Annotated in this window: 17 protein-coding genes; 8 read left to right on the forward strand and 9 right to left on the reverse strand. The window is 67.1% G+C overall.

From position 1 onward, the window contains the following. Positions 1 to 21: 21 nt before the first annotated feature. The gene (locus BM288_RS05630; RefSeq protein ID WP_143103035.1) at positions 22 to 588 is read left to right on the forward strand and encodes a hypothetical protein; all 567 of its coding nucleotides are present in this window, start codon (positions 22 to 24) and stop codon (positions 586 to 588) included. A 16-nt stretch (positions 589 to 604) separates the two neighbouring features. On the opposite strand, the gene BM288_RS05635 is transcribed toward BM288_RS05630, so the two are convergent. After that, complete coding sequence (locus BM288_RS05635) at positions 605 to 1096, reverse strand: HNH endonuclease (protein WP_092916783.1); 492 nt, start codon at positions 1094 to 1096, stop codon at positions 605 to 607. Between the two features lie 85 nt (positions 1097 to 1181). Further along, the gene (locus BM288_RS05640) at positions 1182 to 2702 is read right to left on the reverse strand and encodes a SulP family inorganic anion transporter (protein WP_092916785.1); all 1521 of its coding nucleotides are present in this window, start codon (positions 2700 to 2702) and stop codon (positions 1182 to 1184) included. Between the two features lie 173 nt (positions 2703 to 2875). Here BM288_RS05640 and BM288_RS05645 point away from each other — a divergent pair, with 173 nt between their 5' ends. Then, complete coding sequence (locus BM288_RS05645; protein ID WP_177220267.1) at positions 2876 to 3268, forward strand: MerR family transcriptional regulator; 393 nt, start codon at positions 2876 to 2878, stop codon at positions 3266 to 3268. A gap of 69 nt (positions 3269 to 3337) precedes the next feature. Here BM288_RS05645 and BM288_RS05650 read toward each other — a convergent pair whose 3' ends face one another. From BM288_RS05650 to BM288_RS05670, 5 genes are all read right to left on the reverse strand, one after another. After that, positions 3338 to 3808: a HEPN domain-containing protein gene (locus tag BM288_RS05650; protein ID WP_092916787.1), complete on the reverse strand. Its 471-nt coding sequence runs from the start codon at positions 3806 to 3808 to the stop codon at positions 3338 to 3340. Continuing rightward, a complete protein-coding gene (locus tag BM288_RS05655) occupies positions 3805 to 4398 on the reverse strand; it encodes an ArsR/SmtB family transcription factor (RefSeq protein WP_092916789.1) in 594 nt (197 codons plus the stop codon). Before BM288_RS05655 ends, BM288_RS05650 begins: the two co-directional genes overlap by 4 nt. 90 nt (positions 4399 to 4488) lie before the next feature. After that, positions 4489 to 5040, reverse strand: a complete 552-nt coding sequence (locus BM288_RS05660) for a nitroreductase family protein (protein ID WP_177220268.1) — start codon at positions 5038 to 5040, stop codon at positions 4489 to 4491. Between the two features lie 116 nt (positions 5041 to 5156). Next, positions 5157 to 5351: a hypothetical protein gene (locus tag BM288_RS05665; protein ID WP_092916793.1), complete on the reverse strand. Its 195-nt coding sequence runs from the start codon at positions 5349 to 5351 to the stop codon at positions 5157 to 5159. Positions 5352 to 5401: 50 nt separating this feature from the next. Beyond that, entirely contained in the window at positions 5402 to 6367 is a 966-nt protein-coding gene (locus BM288_RS05670) for a hypothetical protein (RefSeq protein ID WP_143103036.1), read from the reverse strand. Between BM288_RS05670 and BM288_RS05675 the strand changes: the two genes are divergently transcribed. Then, entirely contained in the window at positions 6359 to 7366 is a 1008-nt protein-coding gene (locus tag BM288_RS05675) for a hypothetical protein (RefSeq protein ID WP_143103037.1), read from the forward strand. The two genes, BM288_RS05670 and BM288_RS05675, sit on opposite strands and share 9 nt — an antisense overlap. A 71-nt stretch (positions 7367 to 7437) precedes the next feature. Here BM288_RS05675 and BM288_RS05680 read toward each other — a convergent pair whose 3' ends face one another. Beyond that, positions 7438 to 8313: an aldo/keto reductase gene (locus BM288_RS05680; protein ID WP_092916799.1), complete on the reverse strand. Its 876-nt coding sequence runs from the start codon at positions 8311 to 8313 to the stop codon at positions 7438 to 7440. Between the two features lie 145 nt (positions 8314 to 8458). Between BM288_RS05680 and BM288_RS05685 the strand changes: the two genes are divergently transcribed. The 3 genes from BM288_RS05685 (at position 8459) to BM288_RS05690 (ending at position 13523) form a co-directional block, all read left to right on the forward strand. Further along, the gene (locus BM288_RS05685) at positions 8459 to 9442 is read left to right on the forward strand and encodes an alpha/beta hydrolase (protein ID WP_092916801.1); all 984 of its coding nucleotides are present in this window, start codon (positions 8459 to 8461) and stop codon (positions 9440 to 9442) included. A 743-nt stretch (positions 9443 to 10185) separates the two neighbouring features. Beyond that, positions 10186 to 10374 (forward strand): hypothetical protein, encoded by a 189-nt coding sequence (locus BM288_RS14280; protein ID WP_143103038.1) that lies wholly within the window; start codon positions 10186 to 10188, stop codon positions 10372 to 10374. Between the two features lie 38 nt (positions 10375 to 10412). Further along, positions 10413 to 13523 carry a DEAD/DEAH box helicase gene (locus BM288_RS05690; RefSeq protein ID WP_143103039.1) on the forward strand — a complete coding sequence of 1037 codons (3111 nt, stop codon included), beginning with the start codon at positions 10413 to 10415 and terminating at the stop codon, positions 13521 to 13523. Positions 13524 to 13548: 25 nt separating this feature from the next. On the opposite strand, the gene BM288_RS05695 is transcribed toward BM288_RS05690, so the two are convergent. Beyond that, on the reverse strand, positions 13549 to 13956 hold the full coding sequence (locus BM288_RS05695) for a (deoxy)nucleoside triphosphate pyrophosphohydrolase (RefSeq protein WP_092916805.1): 408 nt from the start codon (positions 13954 to 13956) through the stop codon (positions 13549 to 13551). Between the two features lie 221 nt (positions 13957 to 14177). Here BM288_RS05695 and BM288_RS05700 point away from each other — a divergent pair, with 221 nt between their 5' ends. Next, a complete protein-coding gene (locus BM288_RS05700; protein ID WP_092916807.1) occupies positions 14178 to 15164 on the forward strand; it encodes a methionine ABC transporter ATP-binding protein in 987 nt (328 codons plus the stop codon). Then, entirely contained in the window at positions 15161 to 15964 is an 804-nt protein-coding gene (locus BM288_RS05705) for a methionine ABC transporter permease (protein ID WP_092916809.1), read from the forward strand. Before BM288_RS05700 ends, BM288_RS05705 begins: the two co-directional genes overlap by 4 nt. Positions 15965 to 15985: the final 21 nt, after the last annotated feature.

Raw genomic sequence — 15985 nt, forward strand, 5'->3', positions numbered from 1 at the left:
GCACGACGAGATGAGGTGAGCATGCTCGAGCAGGTGCAGCAGCGGGAACCGATCGACCTGGGCGCGGTGCCGCTCGACGGGCTCGAGGAGCACCCCGACCCGTTCACACCGGCGGAGGAGCAGTGGGCCGACGAGTCGACGGATCCCCCGAGCGACGACGACCGCTTCGGCCACCTCGACGCCGAGCAGCCGCCGATCCCCGAGGGCGGCGTTGAGGGCGACATGGTCGCGGCGGATGCCGCCTGGGCCGCCGTCGCGCCCCTCGATTGGCTCGGCGCCGCAGCGCTGTTCGACGCCCGCGAGCGCGCGGTGCACCGACCCGACCTCTCCCCCGGCATCCACGACGAGTCACCGTTCGACGTGCTGCCGCTCGACGCGGATGCCGCACGGGCGCACTTCGTCATCGTCGACCAGGGTGCCGAGCGCTGGGTGCTGCTCGACGGCCCGTTCGCCGACTTCGGCGCCGCGATCGTGCCGCTCCACAACGCGGCGAAGCGTTTCCGCAGACAGCACCGAGCCGCTTCCGACGCAGAGCGGTGGCGCTACTTCGTGCTCGCGGTGCCGGAGTCGCTCGTCTGGGCGATGTAGCGCCCTCGGCCAGCGGTCAGACGCGCTTGGCCGCCGAGCGCTCGCGCAGCATCCGGTCGGCACCGCTCATGACGGCGAGCACCCGCACATCCGCCCCCACCGGGAAGTAGCTGCGGCGGCGGCGCTCGAGCCCGAGCACGTACCACCAGGCCGGCGTCCACGCGCCCTTCAAGCGGTTGTGCGCCCTGCACAGCGCTTGCCCGTTGCCCACGACGGTCGGCCCGCCGCGCGACCACGGCATCACGTGGTCGACCTCCACCGCCGGATCATCGCAGCGTCCCCAGAAGAGGAAAGCGCTGCCCTCGCAGCGGCCGCCGGCGCGCTCCAGCACGGCGGCGCGTGCTCCGAACTTGAAGCCGCGCCACGGGTCGCGGCGCGAGGAGTTCGGCCCGCGCCCGAGCATCGGGAACCGCAGCACGAGCGCCGCGACGACGACCGGGATCAGCCACCACAGCTGCGGCCCGACCACAGGGGCGAAGCCCGCCAGCAGCGGCCCGAAGATCTCCATGCCGCAATCATCGCCCGCGAACCAGCGGTTGGACTTCCGATCGCCTCAGGACTCGCCGATCAATGCCCAGCTTCGTCCGGAAGCGTCAGCCCTCGCCGCCCAACTGCCCCGACATCCGCTCGCGCATCGACACCGATGCGGCGTTGAGCCCGTGCAGCTCGACCCGCTTCCCGAGCCGGCCGTACTTCGTCTCGATCGCATCCAACGAGGCCACGGTGGATGCGTCCCAGATGTGCGAGCGCGACAGGTCGATGACGACGTGGTCGGGGTCGTCGGTGTACGAGAACTGCGTCGTCAGGTCGTTCGACGAGGCGAAGAAGAGCTCCCCCTCGACCGTGTAGTGCACAGCAGTGCCGCCGTCCGAGGTGCGCACCTCGCGCGTCACCGAGGCGAAGTGCGCCACCCGCCGCGCGAACAGCACCATCGCCACGACGACGCCCACGACGACGCCGATGGCCAGGTTGGAGGTGGCCACGACGACCACGACCGTGACGACCATGACGAGCGTCTCTGACACGGGCATCCGCTTCAGGGTCGACGGCGAGATGGAGTGCCAGTCGAAGGTGCCGACCGAGACCATCACCATCACGGCCACCAGCGCCGCCATCGGGATGAGGCCGACGATGTCGCCCAGCACCACCACGAGGATGAGCAGGAAGAGGCCTGCAAGGAACGTCGAGATGCGCGAGCGGGCGCCCGAGACCTTCACGTTGATCATCGTCTGGCCGATCATGGCGCAGCCGCCCATGCCGCCGAAGATGCCCGAGGCGAGGTTAGCGACGCCCTGGCCCCACGACTCGCGCGTCTTGTTCGAGCGGGTGTCGGTGATGTCGTCGACGAGCTTGGCGGTCATGAGCGACTCCATCAGCCCCACGAGCGCCATCGCGAGCGCGGTCGGCCCGATGATGCCGAGCGTCTCGAGCGTCAGCGGCACGTCGGGCACGAACAGCGCCGGCAGCGACGAGGGCAGCTCGCCCTGGTCGGCGACGTTCGGCACCGACCAGCCGAACAGCAGCACCGCGGCGGTGAGCACCACGATCGCGATCAGCGGCGCCGGCACCACCTTCTGCACGCGCGGCAGCAGCACCAGGATCGCGAGCGCCACCGCCGTCAGCGGGTAGACGAGCCACGGCACGCCCACGAGGTGCGGGATCTGCGCGAGGAAGATGAGGATCGCGAGCGCGTTGACGAACCCGACCATGACGCTGCGCGGGATGAAGCGCATGAGCTTCGCCACCCCCAGCACCGCGAGCACGATCTGCAGCACGCCCGCCAGCAGCACGGTGGCAATGAAGTAGTCGAAGCCGTGCTCGCGCATGATCGGCGCGATGACGAGCGCGACGGCGCCGGTGGCGGCGGAGATCATCGCGGGCCGGCCGCCGACGAACGCGATCGTCACGGCCATGATGAACGACGAGAAGAGCCCGACGGCCGGGTCGACGCCGGCGATGATCGAGAACGAGATCGCCTCGGGGATGAGCGCGAGCGCCACCACGAGCCCCGCGAGCGCCTCGCGCGTGAGCAGGCGCGGATTGCGCAGCACGGTGATGGCGGATGGGTCGTCTCGGTACCGCGCGCGATCGAGCGCGGGGACGGTGGTTGCCATTGGGCTCCTCGGGTGAGTGCTCGCGCAGGCGTGCCGCAGCGAAGGTCAGTCGGTGTGGTGCGCGTCATCGCGCGGGCTGCCCAGCCGAACGGGCCAGAATGGACAGCGGGGTCGCCGTAGCGACCAGCAAGAACTCTACCCTAACGTGACGGTAGAGTTGAAGAGGAAAGCCGATGACCGACGAGACCGCACCCGCCGAGCTTGCTGGCCGCACCATGCACATCGGCGAGCTCGCTGAGCGCACCGGCCTGTCGCTGCGCTCGCTGCGCCACTGGGATGAGCTGGGCCTCATGCAGGCGTCGGGCCGCAGCGAGGGTGGGTTTCGCCTCTACACCGAGGCTGACGAGCGGCGCGTGCGCCTGATCATGAGCATGAAGCCGTTCGGCTTCTCGCTCGACGAGATTGCCGAGCTCGTCGACGCGATCGAGGACTCGCCCGCCGAGCCGTTCACGGCGATGCCCGCCGACCGCGCCGCGTACTTCCGCACGGAGATGCGCGCTCGCCGCGACAAGCTCGCCCACCAGCTGATCGAGGCCGACGCACTGGTCGATCTCGTCGGGGCGTGAGCGCCGACCTGTTCCCGCCCCTGTGCGACATCGCCTCCAGTGCGGCCTCTGCGTGAAGCTCGAACTCGGTCAGTAGATCGGCAGCTCTTTGCGGAGGCGCCACGCGGCCTCAACCATGGCACGCGCGTGCTCGATCGCATCCCAGGCATCGTCCTCCGACGCGATCGGCCTCTCAACGGAGGGGTACTCACTTGAGTTGCGCAGTCGGCGCATGCCGCCGAACGGTCGGATCACGTCCCCGAGGACAGAGCCGAACTGAGCGAACACGGCGTCGTAGACGACGATGTGTCCGCCGCTGGCCGTGGGTCGAAGGCCCTGCATGAGCAGCAGCGATGCGAGCGCCTTTCGCGCCGCGTCGTAGGCGAGCTGGAATGCGCCGACCGGGTCTTCTTCGACGTTGCGGCTCGCTGTGCCCAGGTGCGCCTGTGCTTGGTGGAGATACTCGAACACCAGCTCTGCGCTCGCTGGGGCGCGCTGCAGTTGTCCGCGTTGCAGCATGGCGTCCAGTTCCGCCCGGCCCTGCTGCCAGCCGGGCGTCATTCGCTTGAGGTCTCTAGGGGGATGCTCACAAGCGGGCGATCGTACAGATGACGCAGGAAGAGGTCGGATTTCTGTCCCCAGGCTCGCGTGGAAACGAGCCGCGGGTTCACCTCGCGTCCGAGTCGACGACGAGCGGACTCGGCCGCAGCATCGACGGCTGCGTGCTCGATGCCGTCGCCGACGACGAGCAGATCGATGTCTTGAGGATCGGCTCCGACTTCGCCCATGAGCCGCGCGGCCCACGAGCCGTAGATGAACGCATGCGTGAGGCCGGAGATGTCGCTCAACAAAGGGCCCAGCACGGCGACCGGCCCATATGCGTAGCTCACGATCTCGGCCACGGGCTCGAAGAGCGGATGCTCGGTGTTCGCACGCAAGTAGCGATTCCGACCTGAGGTGCGTGCGAGCAGGAAGCCGGAGTCCACCAAGCGCCGGAGTTCTCTCGAGGCGTTCGGCATCGTGGTCTCCGCCTGTCGCGCGAGCTCGGTCGTTGTGCGCTCGCGTGCCGGATGCAGATACAGCTCGGCCAGGAGCCGGCCCTGCACGTCGGATCGCAGGAGCGGTGCAAGCACGGGGACCGACGGTTTCATATTAGTTATGATATCTATCGCCTATCGCAACTGTCCATCACGACTCGGCGGTTCCCGTTGCCCGCCATCCCGAGATGGCAGCAGCCCGGTCTACTCGCCGCTGGGCGAGACGACGCCGTAGCGACCCCAGCTGACGATCTCCTCGACCGCCTTGCGCCCCGACAGCTGCGGCGATGCCTGAGCCTGCGAGGTGTCGGTGTGGCCGAGGCCGATCGCCGACCAGGGCTCCATGTGCGATGGAAACCCGAGGAGATCACGCACCTTCCGACGGGCCGTGCCGCTGCTGAACCAGGCGGTGCCGCTGCCGATGCCGCGCGCGGCGGCGGCGAGCATGACCCGCTCTTGCAGTCGGCCGTCGTCGAACGCGACCGAACGGCCCTCGCCCTCGACGGCCACGACGATCGAGGCGGCCACGCCTGCGAGGAAGTCGGTGAAGTCTCCGTAGCCGGCGAGTGCCGTGTTGGCCTCGGGTTCCGTCACGACAATCAGGTGCCACGGCTGGGTGTTCTTCGCGCTGCCGGTCCAGCGGGCTACCTCGAGCAACTGCTCGAGGTCCTCGTGCGCGATCGGCGTCGGCAGGAATCGGCGCGACTGGCGCAGGCTCCGCAGTGTGTCGAGCAGGTCCGGTGCTGGCTTCGTCATCGCACCATCATGCACGGCCGCCTGCGGCCTCATTTCCTTGTTCCCGCGACGACCCTCGCTCAGAACGCGCGCGCCACCTCGCGCGAGCAGATCCACGGACATCCGCGGCCGCCAGGTCAGTCGCGCCGGAAGTGCCTCCGGATCCGCTCCGCCTGCTCCTGCGTCAGGTGCCACTCGGTGCCGATCTCGTGCCCCTCGAATGGCCCGCCGCCATCGGCGGGGTTGCGCAGGAAGCCGCGGATCTGCCGACCCTTGCGATCCATCCCCAGCTCGCGCGAGAGCTCCACCGGTGTGATCGTCGACTCATCCATGCCTCGACCGTACCGCCGTGGGAGCGCATCGGCCCTATGCCCAAAGCGCCTCAGGCACGCATCCAAGCGCTGCTGTCTTCGTGCCACAGCATCACCGGCTCAGGTGCGCTCGAAGCGGGAGGCCGGCCGAAGAACGACCCCACCGCTTCCTCGAGCGAGCCGAGGGCACGCTGCGCCACAGCCTCATCCGCCGCGACCACGACAGCTGTCACCGCCCCGTCGCCGTCCGTCACCCTGACGTTGACGACGGTCGCCGCGCCCGCGTCGCCGTGTGCAGGCGTGGTCCGCCCCGCGAAGAGCACCTCGATGGCATCCCACAGCGCACCCGCTCCAAGAGACGTGAGCAGTGGACGAGCGATGTCGACCAAGATCCAAGGCTCGGGTTCGGACGCGAACTGCAGCGCACGCTGCACCCGCAGCCCGTCGCACTCGACCCCGTTCGCGAGCAGGCGCTGCTCTGCCTCGATGAGCACCGCATCCGCGAACCACGCGTGATCCGCACGCAGCGACAAGGCCGCGTCGTCGCGCCGCGCACGCTCCGCGTCGCGAGCGATCGGTATTGTCAGGCTCGCCGACAGCGGATGGATCGCCCACAGCCACTGGTCGTCACCCTTGTGCCGGTCGGTGACGAATCGCAGCATGCTGACACCGTCTTCACGGTCGACGACGTCGACCTGGAGATTGCGCATGCGCACCCGGTTGTCGTGGTGCGCATGCAGCGAGACCTCGCCCGCGGTCACCCGGCGGGCGAAGTCCTCCAGGGCTTCCCGCGGGATCCTGAGACCGCCGTACGCGCGAATCGGAGCGTCCGTCATGAGAATCCCGCCGGCCTTGCGCCACTCTGCATCCATGCCGCGATCATGGCCCCGGGCGCCCACATGCCTGATGACGCGTTCTCCACGCCTGGACCCGCCCGCCCCGCGGCTGCATGACATTTCCGAGAACTGCTCGCCTTCGGCCGGGTGGCGGGTTACCCTCCGAGCAGTGCACCGATGCAGGAGGAGCCGATGCCCCACGACCTCACCCCCGAGCGCCTCGAGCTGCTCGACCGCCTCGCCGCCATGCCGTCGCCGACGCAGGTGCTGCTCGCAGCGCTCGAGCATCGGGAGCCGCTGACGCAGGCGCTGCTGAGGGGGCTCCTCGACCGGGTTCCCGACGGCGACCTGCCGCAGCTGGCCGAAGCGGTCGTCCGCCACCTGCCCGACGAGGGGGCCGATGAGCTCGGGCAGCTGCTCATGCTGCAGGCCCCGCACCTGATCGAGCAGCACGCCGACGAGCTCGACGACGTCCCCTACATCTGGCCGGTCGACCCACGGGATGGCGACCGCTCGCTCGTCGGCCTGCCTCCGCACCACATCGTCATCCGCGAGGGCCTGGTCGACGATTCGAGTATCGAGCACAGCGTGCGCATCGGTCACTCCGCGCAGTGGCAGGCGCTGGCCTCGCCCGACCCCACCGACCAGCCGTCCGCGCCGTCGATCGGCGAGGGCAGGGTAGGCGGGCTCGCCGATGGCCTCTGCTCGGCTTGCGGCTGGCAGCTGCACCGCGTGCTCGAGCTCGGCACCTTCCCCGGGGTCGACGACGGCACGGTGCCCGCCCAGATCGTCGTCTGCCCCAACATGCCGTGCATGTGGACCGGCCAGTTCTTCTCGCACGCCGACGGCACACCCGTCTCGGTGCCGCGCGTGAACGAGTTCCCCGACGCCGGCATGCCGGTCCCCGATCCGGTGCCCGATCTGCCAGCGACGTTCCACCCCACCCCGCCACGCTGGCACGTGCAGGATTGGGGTCTGGGCGGCAACCTCAACCGCGTCGGTGGCGTCGGCAGCTGGGTGCAGGACATGATCTATCCGACCTGCCCCACCTGCGCGCAGACGATACCGATCGTCGCCCAGTTCGGTGCGTTCACCCCCTTCGAGGGCTCCTACGGCTGGGAGCGCTGGACCGAGGGCATCATCTACGCCTTCTGGTGCCGCGACTGCCGCATCAGCGCGGTCACCGCCCAGCAGACCTGACCACGACGACAACGGATGCGTTGCTGTCGCACGCCCACAGCGTCACCCGGGCGCGTGGCCGGCCCGCAGCATCATGCCTCCGGGATCGGGCGCCCGAACGCATCCATCGTGATGTCCTCCGGCTCGGGCCCGCCGCGGACGCCGGTCTCGAGCGCGTCGATGGCCGACAGCTCGTCACCGGTCAGCCCGAAGTCGAACACGTCGAAGTTCTCGGCGATGCGCTCGGCGTGCACCGACTTGGGGATCACCTGGCGGTCCTGCTGGATGTGCCAGCGCAGCATGACCTGCGCCGCGCTCTTGCCGTAGCCGGCGGCGATGTCGAGGATGACGGGCTCGTCGAAGCTGCGCCTCTCAGAGTCGCGGTAGGAAGTGATGCCGCCGATCGGCGACCAGGCCTGCGTCAGGATGCCGTGCTGCGCGCCGAGCTTCTGCACCTCGCGCTGCTGGAAGTAGGGGTGCACCTCGATCTGGTTGACCGACGGCAGGCGATCGGCCCTGTCGAGCAGCGTGGTGAGGTGCTCGACCATGAAGTTGGAGACGCCGATCGCGTGCACCCGGCCGTCGGCCAGCAGCTGCTCGAGCGCCCGGTGGGCCTCGAGCGTGCGCTCGAACTCACCCGGGAGCGCCTGGTGCAGGATGAGCAGGTCGATCGTGTCGACGCCGAGCTTGGCGGCCGACTTCTCGAAGCCGTGCAGCGTCTCGTCGTAGCCGTAGTCGCTGATCCAGATCTTCGTCTCGATGAAGACCTCGTCTCGGGGGACGCCGGACTCGCGGATGGCGTCGCCCACCTCGCGCTCGTTGCCGTACGCGGCGGCGGTGTCGATGTGGCGGTAGCCGGTCTCGAGCGCCGCGGTCACCGCGGCAGTCGTCTCCTCCGGCGGGGTCTGGAAGACTCCGAGCCCCAGTGCAGGGATCTCGACGCCGTCGCGAAGTGTGAAGGTTTCCATGCGCCCCACGCTACGACCACGCGCGCCAGTCAGGGAGGCCCTGCCAGTACGCGACGAGGCCGAGCAGCAGCGACAGCTCGCGAGCGCCCTCATGTCGCGCTGGACCGCGGCGCCGAATCCATGGCGGCGCTCCTAGGCTTGAGCAATGGCTGCAGAGGCGTGGACCCCCGACCTGCTCGGCGCTCCCTTCGAGCAGCGCACGCTGCCGCTCGGCGAAGATGCCGAAGGCGAACTCGTCGCGACCCTGGTGCGCAGCCTGCCGGGGTGGAGGCAGCGGATGCTCGCACCGCTCAACGACGTCGACGTGCTGTATGTGCACGGCTGGTCCGACTTCTTCTTCCAGACCGAGCTGGCGCGCGCCTGGAACGATCTCGGCGCCCGCTTCTATGCGCTCGACCTACGCAAGTACGGCCGTTCGCTGCGCGACGGGCAGGCGCCAGGCTACGTCGACTCCCTCGACACCTACGACGCCGACATCGCGGCCGCGCTCGCAGCCATGGGCCTGGGTGATCAGCCCTCCCGTCGGCTGGTGCTGCTGGGGCACTCGACGGGCGGCCTCGTGCTCACCCTCTGGTCCGCGCGCAACCCGGGTCGCGCATCCGCCCTCATCCTGAACAGCCCGTGGCTCGAACTGCAGACCGGGGCGCTCGCACGGCAGGCGCTCTCGCCCGTGCTGCGCGCGCACGCGCGGGTGGCGCCGCTTGCCGCCACGCCGGCCATCGACATGGGCTTCTATGCCCGGGCGCAGGGCGAGATCGGCTCGCTGCCGAACCTCGAGGGGGTCGAGCACTGGCGGCCGGCGGCGGCGTTCCCGATCCACCCGGGATGGCTGAATGCGATCCTGGCCGGCCACCAGCGGGTCGCCGCCGGCGTCGACGTCGGCTGCCCCGCACTGGTGCTGCTGTCCGCACGGTCGACGCCACCGTTCAAGTGGGTTGATGCGCTGACGAGCACGGACTCGGTGTTGACCGTCGACGACGTCGCGCGTGCGGCCGTGAGGATCGGCTCGATGGTCACGCTCGCGCGCATCGAGGGCGCGATCCACGACGTCTTCCTGTCGCGGGCCGCGCCGCGCGCGCACGCCTACGGCGTGATGCGAAGGTGGGCGACGCAGACGCTGCGCGACTGAGACGGGCAGCGCGCAGGGGAGTCTCGTCAGCGGCAGTCGGTACAGTCCGACCAAGGCACGTACCGGGAGGCCATCATCGACGAACTTGCAGGACTGATGCCGGAAGTCGGCATTGCAGTCGCTGGCGCTATCGTAGGCTCCGGTTTCACCTATTGGCTTAGCCGCCGCAGAGACATCTCTCATGAGAGTCGCATACACGTTCGCGAGGCGGCGTCTGAATTGCGCGAAGCGCTTGTTGCGCTCCGTCAGCTCATCGACAATTCACCTGGACCCCGCGGCGTCACGTCACGCATGGTGCTCGACGCAATGCGGCGCTGGGGCGTCGCTCACGACCGTTGGAGAGACTGGTTCCCTGCTACGGCAACTCACTTGGATCGAAGCGTCAGCGCAGCAACCGGTGAACACTTCGGGGCGATTGGCCGTGCGCATCGGATCACGGAGTGGTCCGACGCCGCACTGGATCGCAGGTTTGATTCTGAGTGGCGCGAGAACGCGCGCGACTATGTCAGCCACGTCATCAGCTGGCTGGATGCTTGCGATCGTCGAGGCCAATGGTCCGGGAGCCCTTTGGACTTCGATGCGTGGCTTCGAGCCCGCGTGCGACGGCGCGAGCAGCTTGAGCGCGGCGAATTCTCGACGACTGATTCGCTACTGAACAAGCTCTTACCAAACTGAGCCCCGCAGCTCGCCGAGCTGATTGAGCGTCTGCCGAGCGCGACCTCTGGATAGGCTTCGATCGCGACGTGGGCGAGGACGAGCCTGACGAGTATCCCCTGCCGGTCGTGCGCTACCGCGACGAGAACGGGCAGGAGCAATCGGGTGGGCAGCCGCCCGATTCCCTGCCCGTGTTCATGCGCACATGCTGTTGGAGGCGATTTCTGGCGAATCGCAGAGCTTTCGGCGATGTGTTCGGTCGTGTCGGTGCCGGCTGAGAGGATGAATCAATTGCCCGCCTGCTGAGGAGTACGGCTTGAATAAGGTCCCTTTCGGCGTCCACGACTCGCTCTTAACTGCAGAACTATTGGCTGCAATCGATTCGATGCGGCCCGGTATCGGTGAAGCTCGATTCGCCGCCCTCGAACCGGCGACGCTCTCGGACCGCTTGACCCGCCACATCTCGGGGGTCGTTCGACGCCACTTGGCAGCACTTTCGACCGACGCCGATCGCTTGGATGCCACTAACGAGCTGGTGTCTCGGCTTGAACCGGGTCTCACCGTCAGGAGGCAGGACGAGATCCTCGCCGGCGTCGTCAAACCCGTGATGGGTTTTCAAGACGTCGACGTCGACCGTCGCCCGCTCATCGGATTCCACGACAGTGCGCTCATCACGAACGCCCCGAAGGAGCCAAGCCTTGCTTCGCAACTCAACTCGGAGTTTGCGACGGCCGAGTCGATCGACCTGCTCTGTGCGTTTGTCAAGTACTCCGGAATCCGCCTGCTCGAGCGCCAGCTCCGTCGAGCGATAGAGCGCGGTGTGCCTGTCAGAGTCATCACCTCTACGTACTTGGGCGCTTCCGATGCCGCCGCGATTGAACACCTGACGAGGCTTGGGGCCACCGTCAAGGTGAACTACAACACAGCCTCGACACGGTTGCACGCGAAGGCGTGGTTGTTTGAGCGCAACGGTGCTCTGTCCACGGCGTACATCGGCAGCAGCAATCTGTCGTCTGCCGCGATCGTTGATGGGTTGGAGTGGAACGTTCGGCTCTCTGATTCTTCGAACCACGACCTCGTTCGCAAGTTCCGCGCGACGTTTGAGTCGTATTGGAATGATTCTGCGTTTGAGGACTACGACACAACGACGGATCGCGACCGGTTGCGGCTAGCTATTGCCCAGGCTGCTGGGGGCGAGGCGTCGCGCTTTGGCTTCGATAGTGCGATCGATGATCTCCCCGCCTTCGACATCAATCCGCTGCCGCATCAGCAGGAGATCCTGGAGGATTTGGAAGGTGAGCGCTCCCGTGGCAATCACCGGAACCTTGTCGTCGCCGCGACCGGAACTGGAAAGACGGTTGTCGCCGCGCTTGACTACCGTCTGCTTTCAGAGCAGCAGGCAGGTAGGCGCCCTCGATTGCTCTTCATCGCGCATCGTCAGGAGATTCTCCGACAGGCAAGAGCCACATTCCGCGCTGTCCTAAAGGATGGCAGTTTTGGCGAGATCCTCACTGGCGAGCTTAAGCCGACGGAGTACGAGCACGTTTTTGCGAGTGTGGCATCTCTTCATTCCAAGCACCTGAGCACTATCGATCCCAAGCAGTTTGAGATCGTCATTCTCGACGAAGCGCACCATGTCGCGGCACGGGGATGGCGACTTGCAGCCGATCACTTCGAGCACCAAGAACTGCTGGGTCTCACTGCTACTCCTGAACGCGGCGACGGCAAGTCGATCCTCGACGTGTTCGATGGCCGGATTGCTAGTGAGCTCCGGCTTTGGGATGCGCTCAGCTCCGATCTGCTCTCTCCTTTCCACTACTTCGGCATCGCTGACGATGTGGATCTATCTGGCCTCAAGTGGGCTCGCGGCGGCTACGATTCTGTGCAGCTGAGTGCTGCGCTTTCACATAACGCAGCACGAGCAGGCAAAGTCGTGGACGCCACCCGACGCTACCTTGGTGATACGTCTCGAATGCGAGCACTTGCATTCTGCGTTTCAGTTGAGCACGCAACTTTCATGGCGGAGGCTTTCACCGCGGCAGGCTTCAAAGTCGCGGCAATCGTCGCAGGCACGCCGAAGGACGTGCGCGAGCGGGCAGTGCAGCAACTTCGCCAGGGTGGCCTCCAAGCCATCTTCTGCGTCGACGTGTTTAACGAAGGCGTCGACATTCCGGAGATCGATACGGTCCTCTTCCTGCGCCCGACCGAGAGCGTGACCGTCTTCTTGCAACAGCTCGGCCGGGGCCTAAGGCGCTCTCAGGGGAAGTCCGTCCTGACCGTGCTCGATTTCGTTTCCAAGCAGTCCGACCGCTTCTCGTACGCGGATCGCTTTAGAGCACTCACCGGTGTTGGCCACAGACACGTAGTTCGCGAGATTGAAGAAGGCTTTCCTACCGCGCCACCTGGGAGTCAAATAATCCTCGACCGGGAGTCGCAGGAAACGGTACTCGCGAATGTCAAGCGTGGACTTCGCGCGTCGAAGTCTGTCATGGCCTCGGATCTTCGTGAGCTTCAGTCACCAGAGCTTGACCCCTTCCTCAGAGACAGTGGCTGGTCGATTGAAGATGTCTACCGCTCGGAAGGCACGTGGACTGGGCTGCGGCGGCTGGCGCTCAATGACAAGAGCCCGATCGAAGAGCGAACGGCGAAGCTGCTCAAGCGCTCCCGTTCGCTGGCGCACGTTGATGACCCAGAGCGGGCTGACGCCTACTCGCGGATTCTGCGCGGTCAATCCGGATCGTACGGAGCCATGACGGAACGTGACCGGGTCTTCGCCGAAATGCTGTTCTTCAGCGTCTGGCCAGGCAACGAGAAGCAATTCACGTCATTCGAAGCGGGTCTTGCAGAGCTGCGTTCCGATCGACTGTTCGTCGACGAGAATCTCAACTTGCTGGAGGCAGCAAAGTCCGCCAGCCACGTGGGCAACAGTCCTGCGATCGAGAATCGCCTTCACCTCGTACTTTCCGTGCATGCTCGATATTCACGTGAAGAGATACTGCCGGCAATTCGCTACTCCCAGCTCGGCAGTCGGCGCCCGAACTCTATTCGCCAGGGTGTGGTTTACTCCAAGACCGAGCGGCTCGACGCGTTCATGGTGACCCTAATGAAGGCAGAGCACCAATACTCACCGACGACGATGTACAACGACTATGCGATCAGTCCGACACTTATGCACTGGGAATCGCAAGCGGGGACGCGCGAGGACAGCCCGACGGGCCAGCGATACATCAATCATGTGGCTGAAGATTCGGCGGTAGTCCTGTTCGTTCGCGAGGAGAAGGACGGACCGATTGGCACCAGTCCCTACGTCTGCATCGGTGGTGCAACTTACGTAGAGCACGAAGGCGAACTCCCCATGGCTATCAAGTGGAAACTCGATAAGGCGATGCCCACTACACTCTTCCAGGTTGCAGCAGCCGTCAGCTAATCGCCGGTTCCGCCGACTTGAGCAGCTATCGAACTTGGCGTGCAAAGCAGGCTTGGACCCGCTCAACGGCCGGACGGTCAGCTGGCGCCCAGTCCAACTCGTGGAGGTCGCCCGGTGCACGCCATTCTAGGGCGGCATGCTCGAGGAGTTCGGGCTCGCCCCTCTGCAGCGCGCAGTAGAACGTGCTTAGTGTCACGACGCCAAACTCGTACTCGTGTGTCGTCGTCTCGACTTCGTCGCCGACGTCAACGCGAATCCGAAGTTCTTCCGCAATCTCCCGCTCTAGTGCTGCTCGCGCAGTCTCACCCAGCTCGATCTTGCCGCCCGGGAATTCCCACATGCCGGCGAGCGAGCCGCGCTCGCCCCGTTGCGCGCACAGGATCTCCCCCTCCTTGACGATCACTGCACCGACGACGTTGATCTGCTTCTTCACGGACGCCTCCCCCGGTTGCCCTCCACCCTAGGCCGAGCGAGTGACCCGGTCTCGATACTGCGCGCTGCGCGCGCCCGCTCGACCACCGTCAAGAGCGTCACGCGACGTCACATGCTCGCGCTTGCAACGCATCCGCGAGACAATGTCTGATAGCCCGTCGTCGGTGACGGGCTGCACCAGACCACAGCCAGGGCGTCGGCCGCGCCCCTACTTGGAGTTCCATGATTTCGATCGAGCACGTCAGCCGCCGCTTCGGCGACGGCCCCGACGCCGTCGTCGCGCTCGACGACGTGTCGATCGAGGTGCCGCGCGGCTCGATCTTCGGCGTCGTCGGGCAGTCGGGCGCCGGCAAGTCGACGCTGCTGCGCACCGTCAACGCGCTCGAGCGGCCCGACTCGGGCCGGGTCGTCGTCGACGGCGTCGACGTGACCGCGCTCGAGGGCAAGGCGCTGCTCAAGGAGCGCCACCGCATCGGCATGGTGTTCCAGCACTTCAACCTTGTCGGCAACCGCAGCGTGGTGCAGAACGTCGAGTTCGCGCTCGAGGCGGTCGGCACGCCCAAGGCGCAGCGCCGCTCGAAGGCGCTCGAGATGCTCGACTTCGTCGGGCTCGCCCACCGCGCCGACGACCGCCCCGGCCAGCTCTCCGGCGGGCAGCGGCAGCGCGTCGGCATCGCCCGCGCGCTCGCCTCGAAGCCCGACGTGCTGCTCAGCGATGAGGCCACCAGCGCCCTCGACCCCGAGACCACCCGCTCGATCCTCGAGCTCATCCAGCGGCTCAGCCGCGAGCTCGGCCTCACCGTGCTGCTCATCACGCACGAGATGGAGGTCGTCAAGCGCATCTGCGACGCTGCCGCCCTCATGGAGACCGGCCGCGTCATCGAGCAGGGCTCGCTCGACGAGCTCATCCGCACGCCCGGCTCGCGCGTCGCCGCCGAGCTCTTCCCCGTCGGCGAAGCCCACTACATCCCGGGCCACCGCATCGTCGACATCACCTACCGGGGCCTGAGCGCCGACCGGCCGATCATCGCGCAGCTCACGCGCGAGTTCGGGCTCGACGTCTCCATCCTCGGCGCTGCACTCGAGACGCTGAACGGCCAGCAGGCCGGCCGCACCCGCCTCGCCGTGCCCGGCGACGCATCCGTCTCGTTCAAGGTGATCGACCGACTCACCGCACAGGGCGTCACCGCCTGGGAGGTGCACGCATGATCGACGTCAACTCGCCCGACTTCTGGCCGAAGCTGCTCGAGGTGATGCTCGAGGGCACGTGGGAGACCATCTACATGACGGCCATCGCCATGGCCATCACCTTCGTCGTCGGCCTGCCGCTGGGCATCGTCCTGGTCGGCACCGAGCAGGGGCGCTTCCTCGAGGCGCCGGCCGGGCAGCGCTGGCTCGGCACCGCCATCAACCGGGTGCTCGGCTTCGTCGTCAACCTGGGCCGCTCGGTGCCATTCATCGTGCTGATGATCGCGCTCATCCCCGTCACCCGCTGGCTGCTGGGCTCGTTCATCGGCACGGGCCCCGCGATCGTGCCGCTGACGCTCGTGGCGATCCCGTTCTTCGTGCGCGTGGTCGAGATCGCCGTGCGCGAGGTCGACCCGGGCCTGTTCGAGGCGGCCGACTCGCTCGGAGCCTCCCGCTGGCTGCTCGTCAAGCGCGTGTTGCTGCCGCAGGCGTGGCCGGCGATCCTGCTCGGCACCGCCACCACCATCACCTCGATCATCAACTTCTCGGCGATGGTCGGCGTGGTCGGCGGCGGCGGCCTCGGCAACGTCGCGCTGACCTACGGCATGCAGCGCTACAGCGTGCTGCACATCGTCTTCGTCGTCATCATCCTGTTCGTGCTCGTGCAGGCCATCCAGTGGCTGCTCACCCTCGCAGCCAAGCGCTTCGGCGCCGTGCCCACCAGGCGCGGCGGCAAGAAGGCGATGACGGATGCGCAGGCGCACCTCGATGCGGACGTCCCGAGCACGCGGTCCACGACCGTGCCGCAGAGCCCGCACTGAGCCAGCCCGGCGGCCCTGCTG

Origin of the sequence: Agrococcus baldri, assembly GCA_900114805.1 — a bacterium.
GTDB lineage: Bacteria > Actinomycetota > Actinomycetes > Actinomycetales > Microbacteriaceae > Agrococcus > Agrococcus baldri.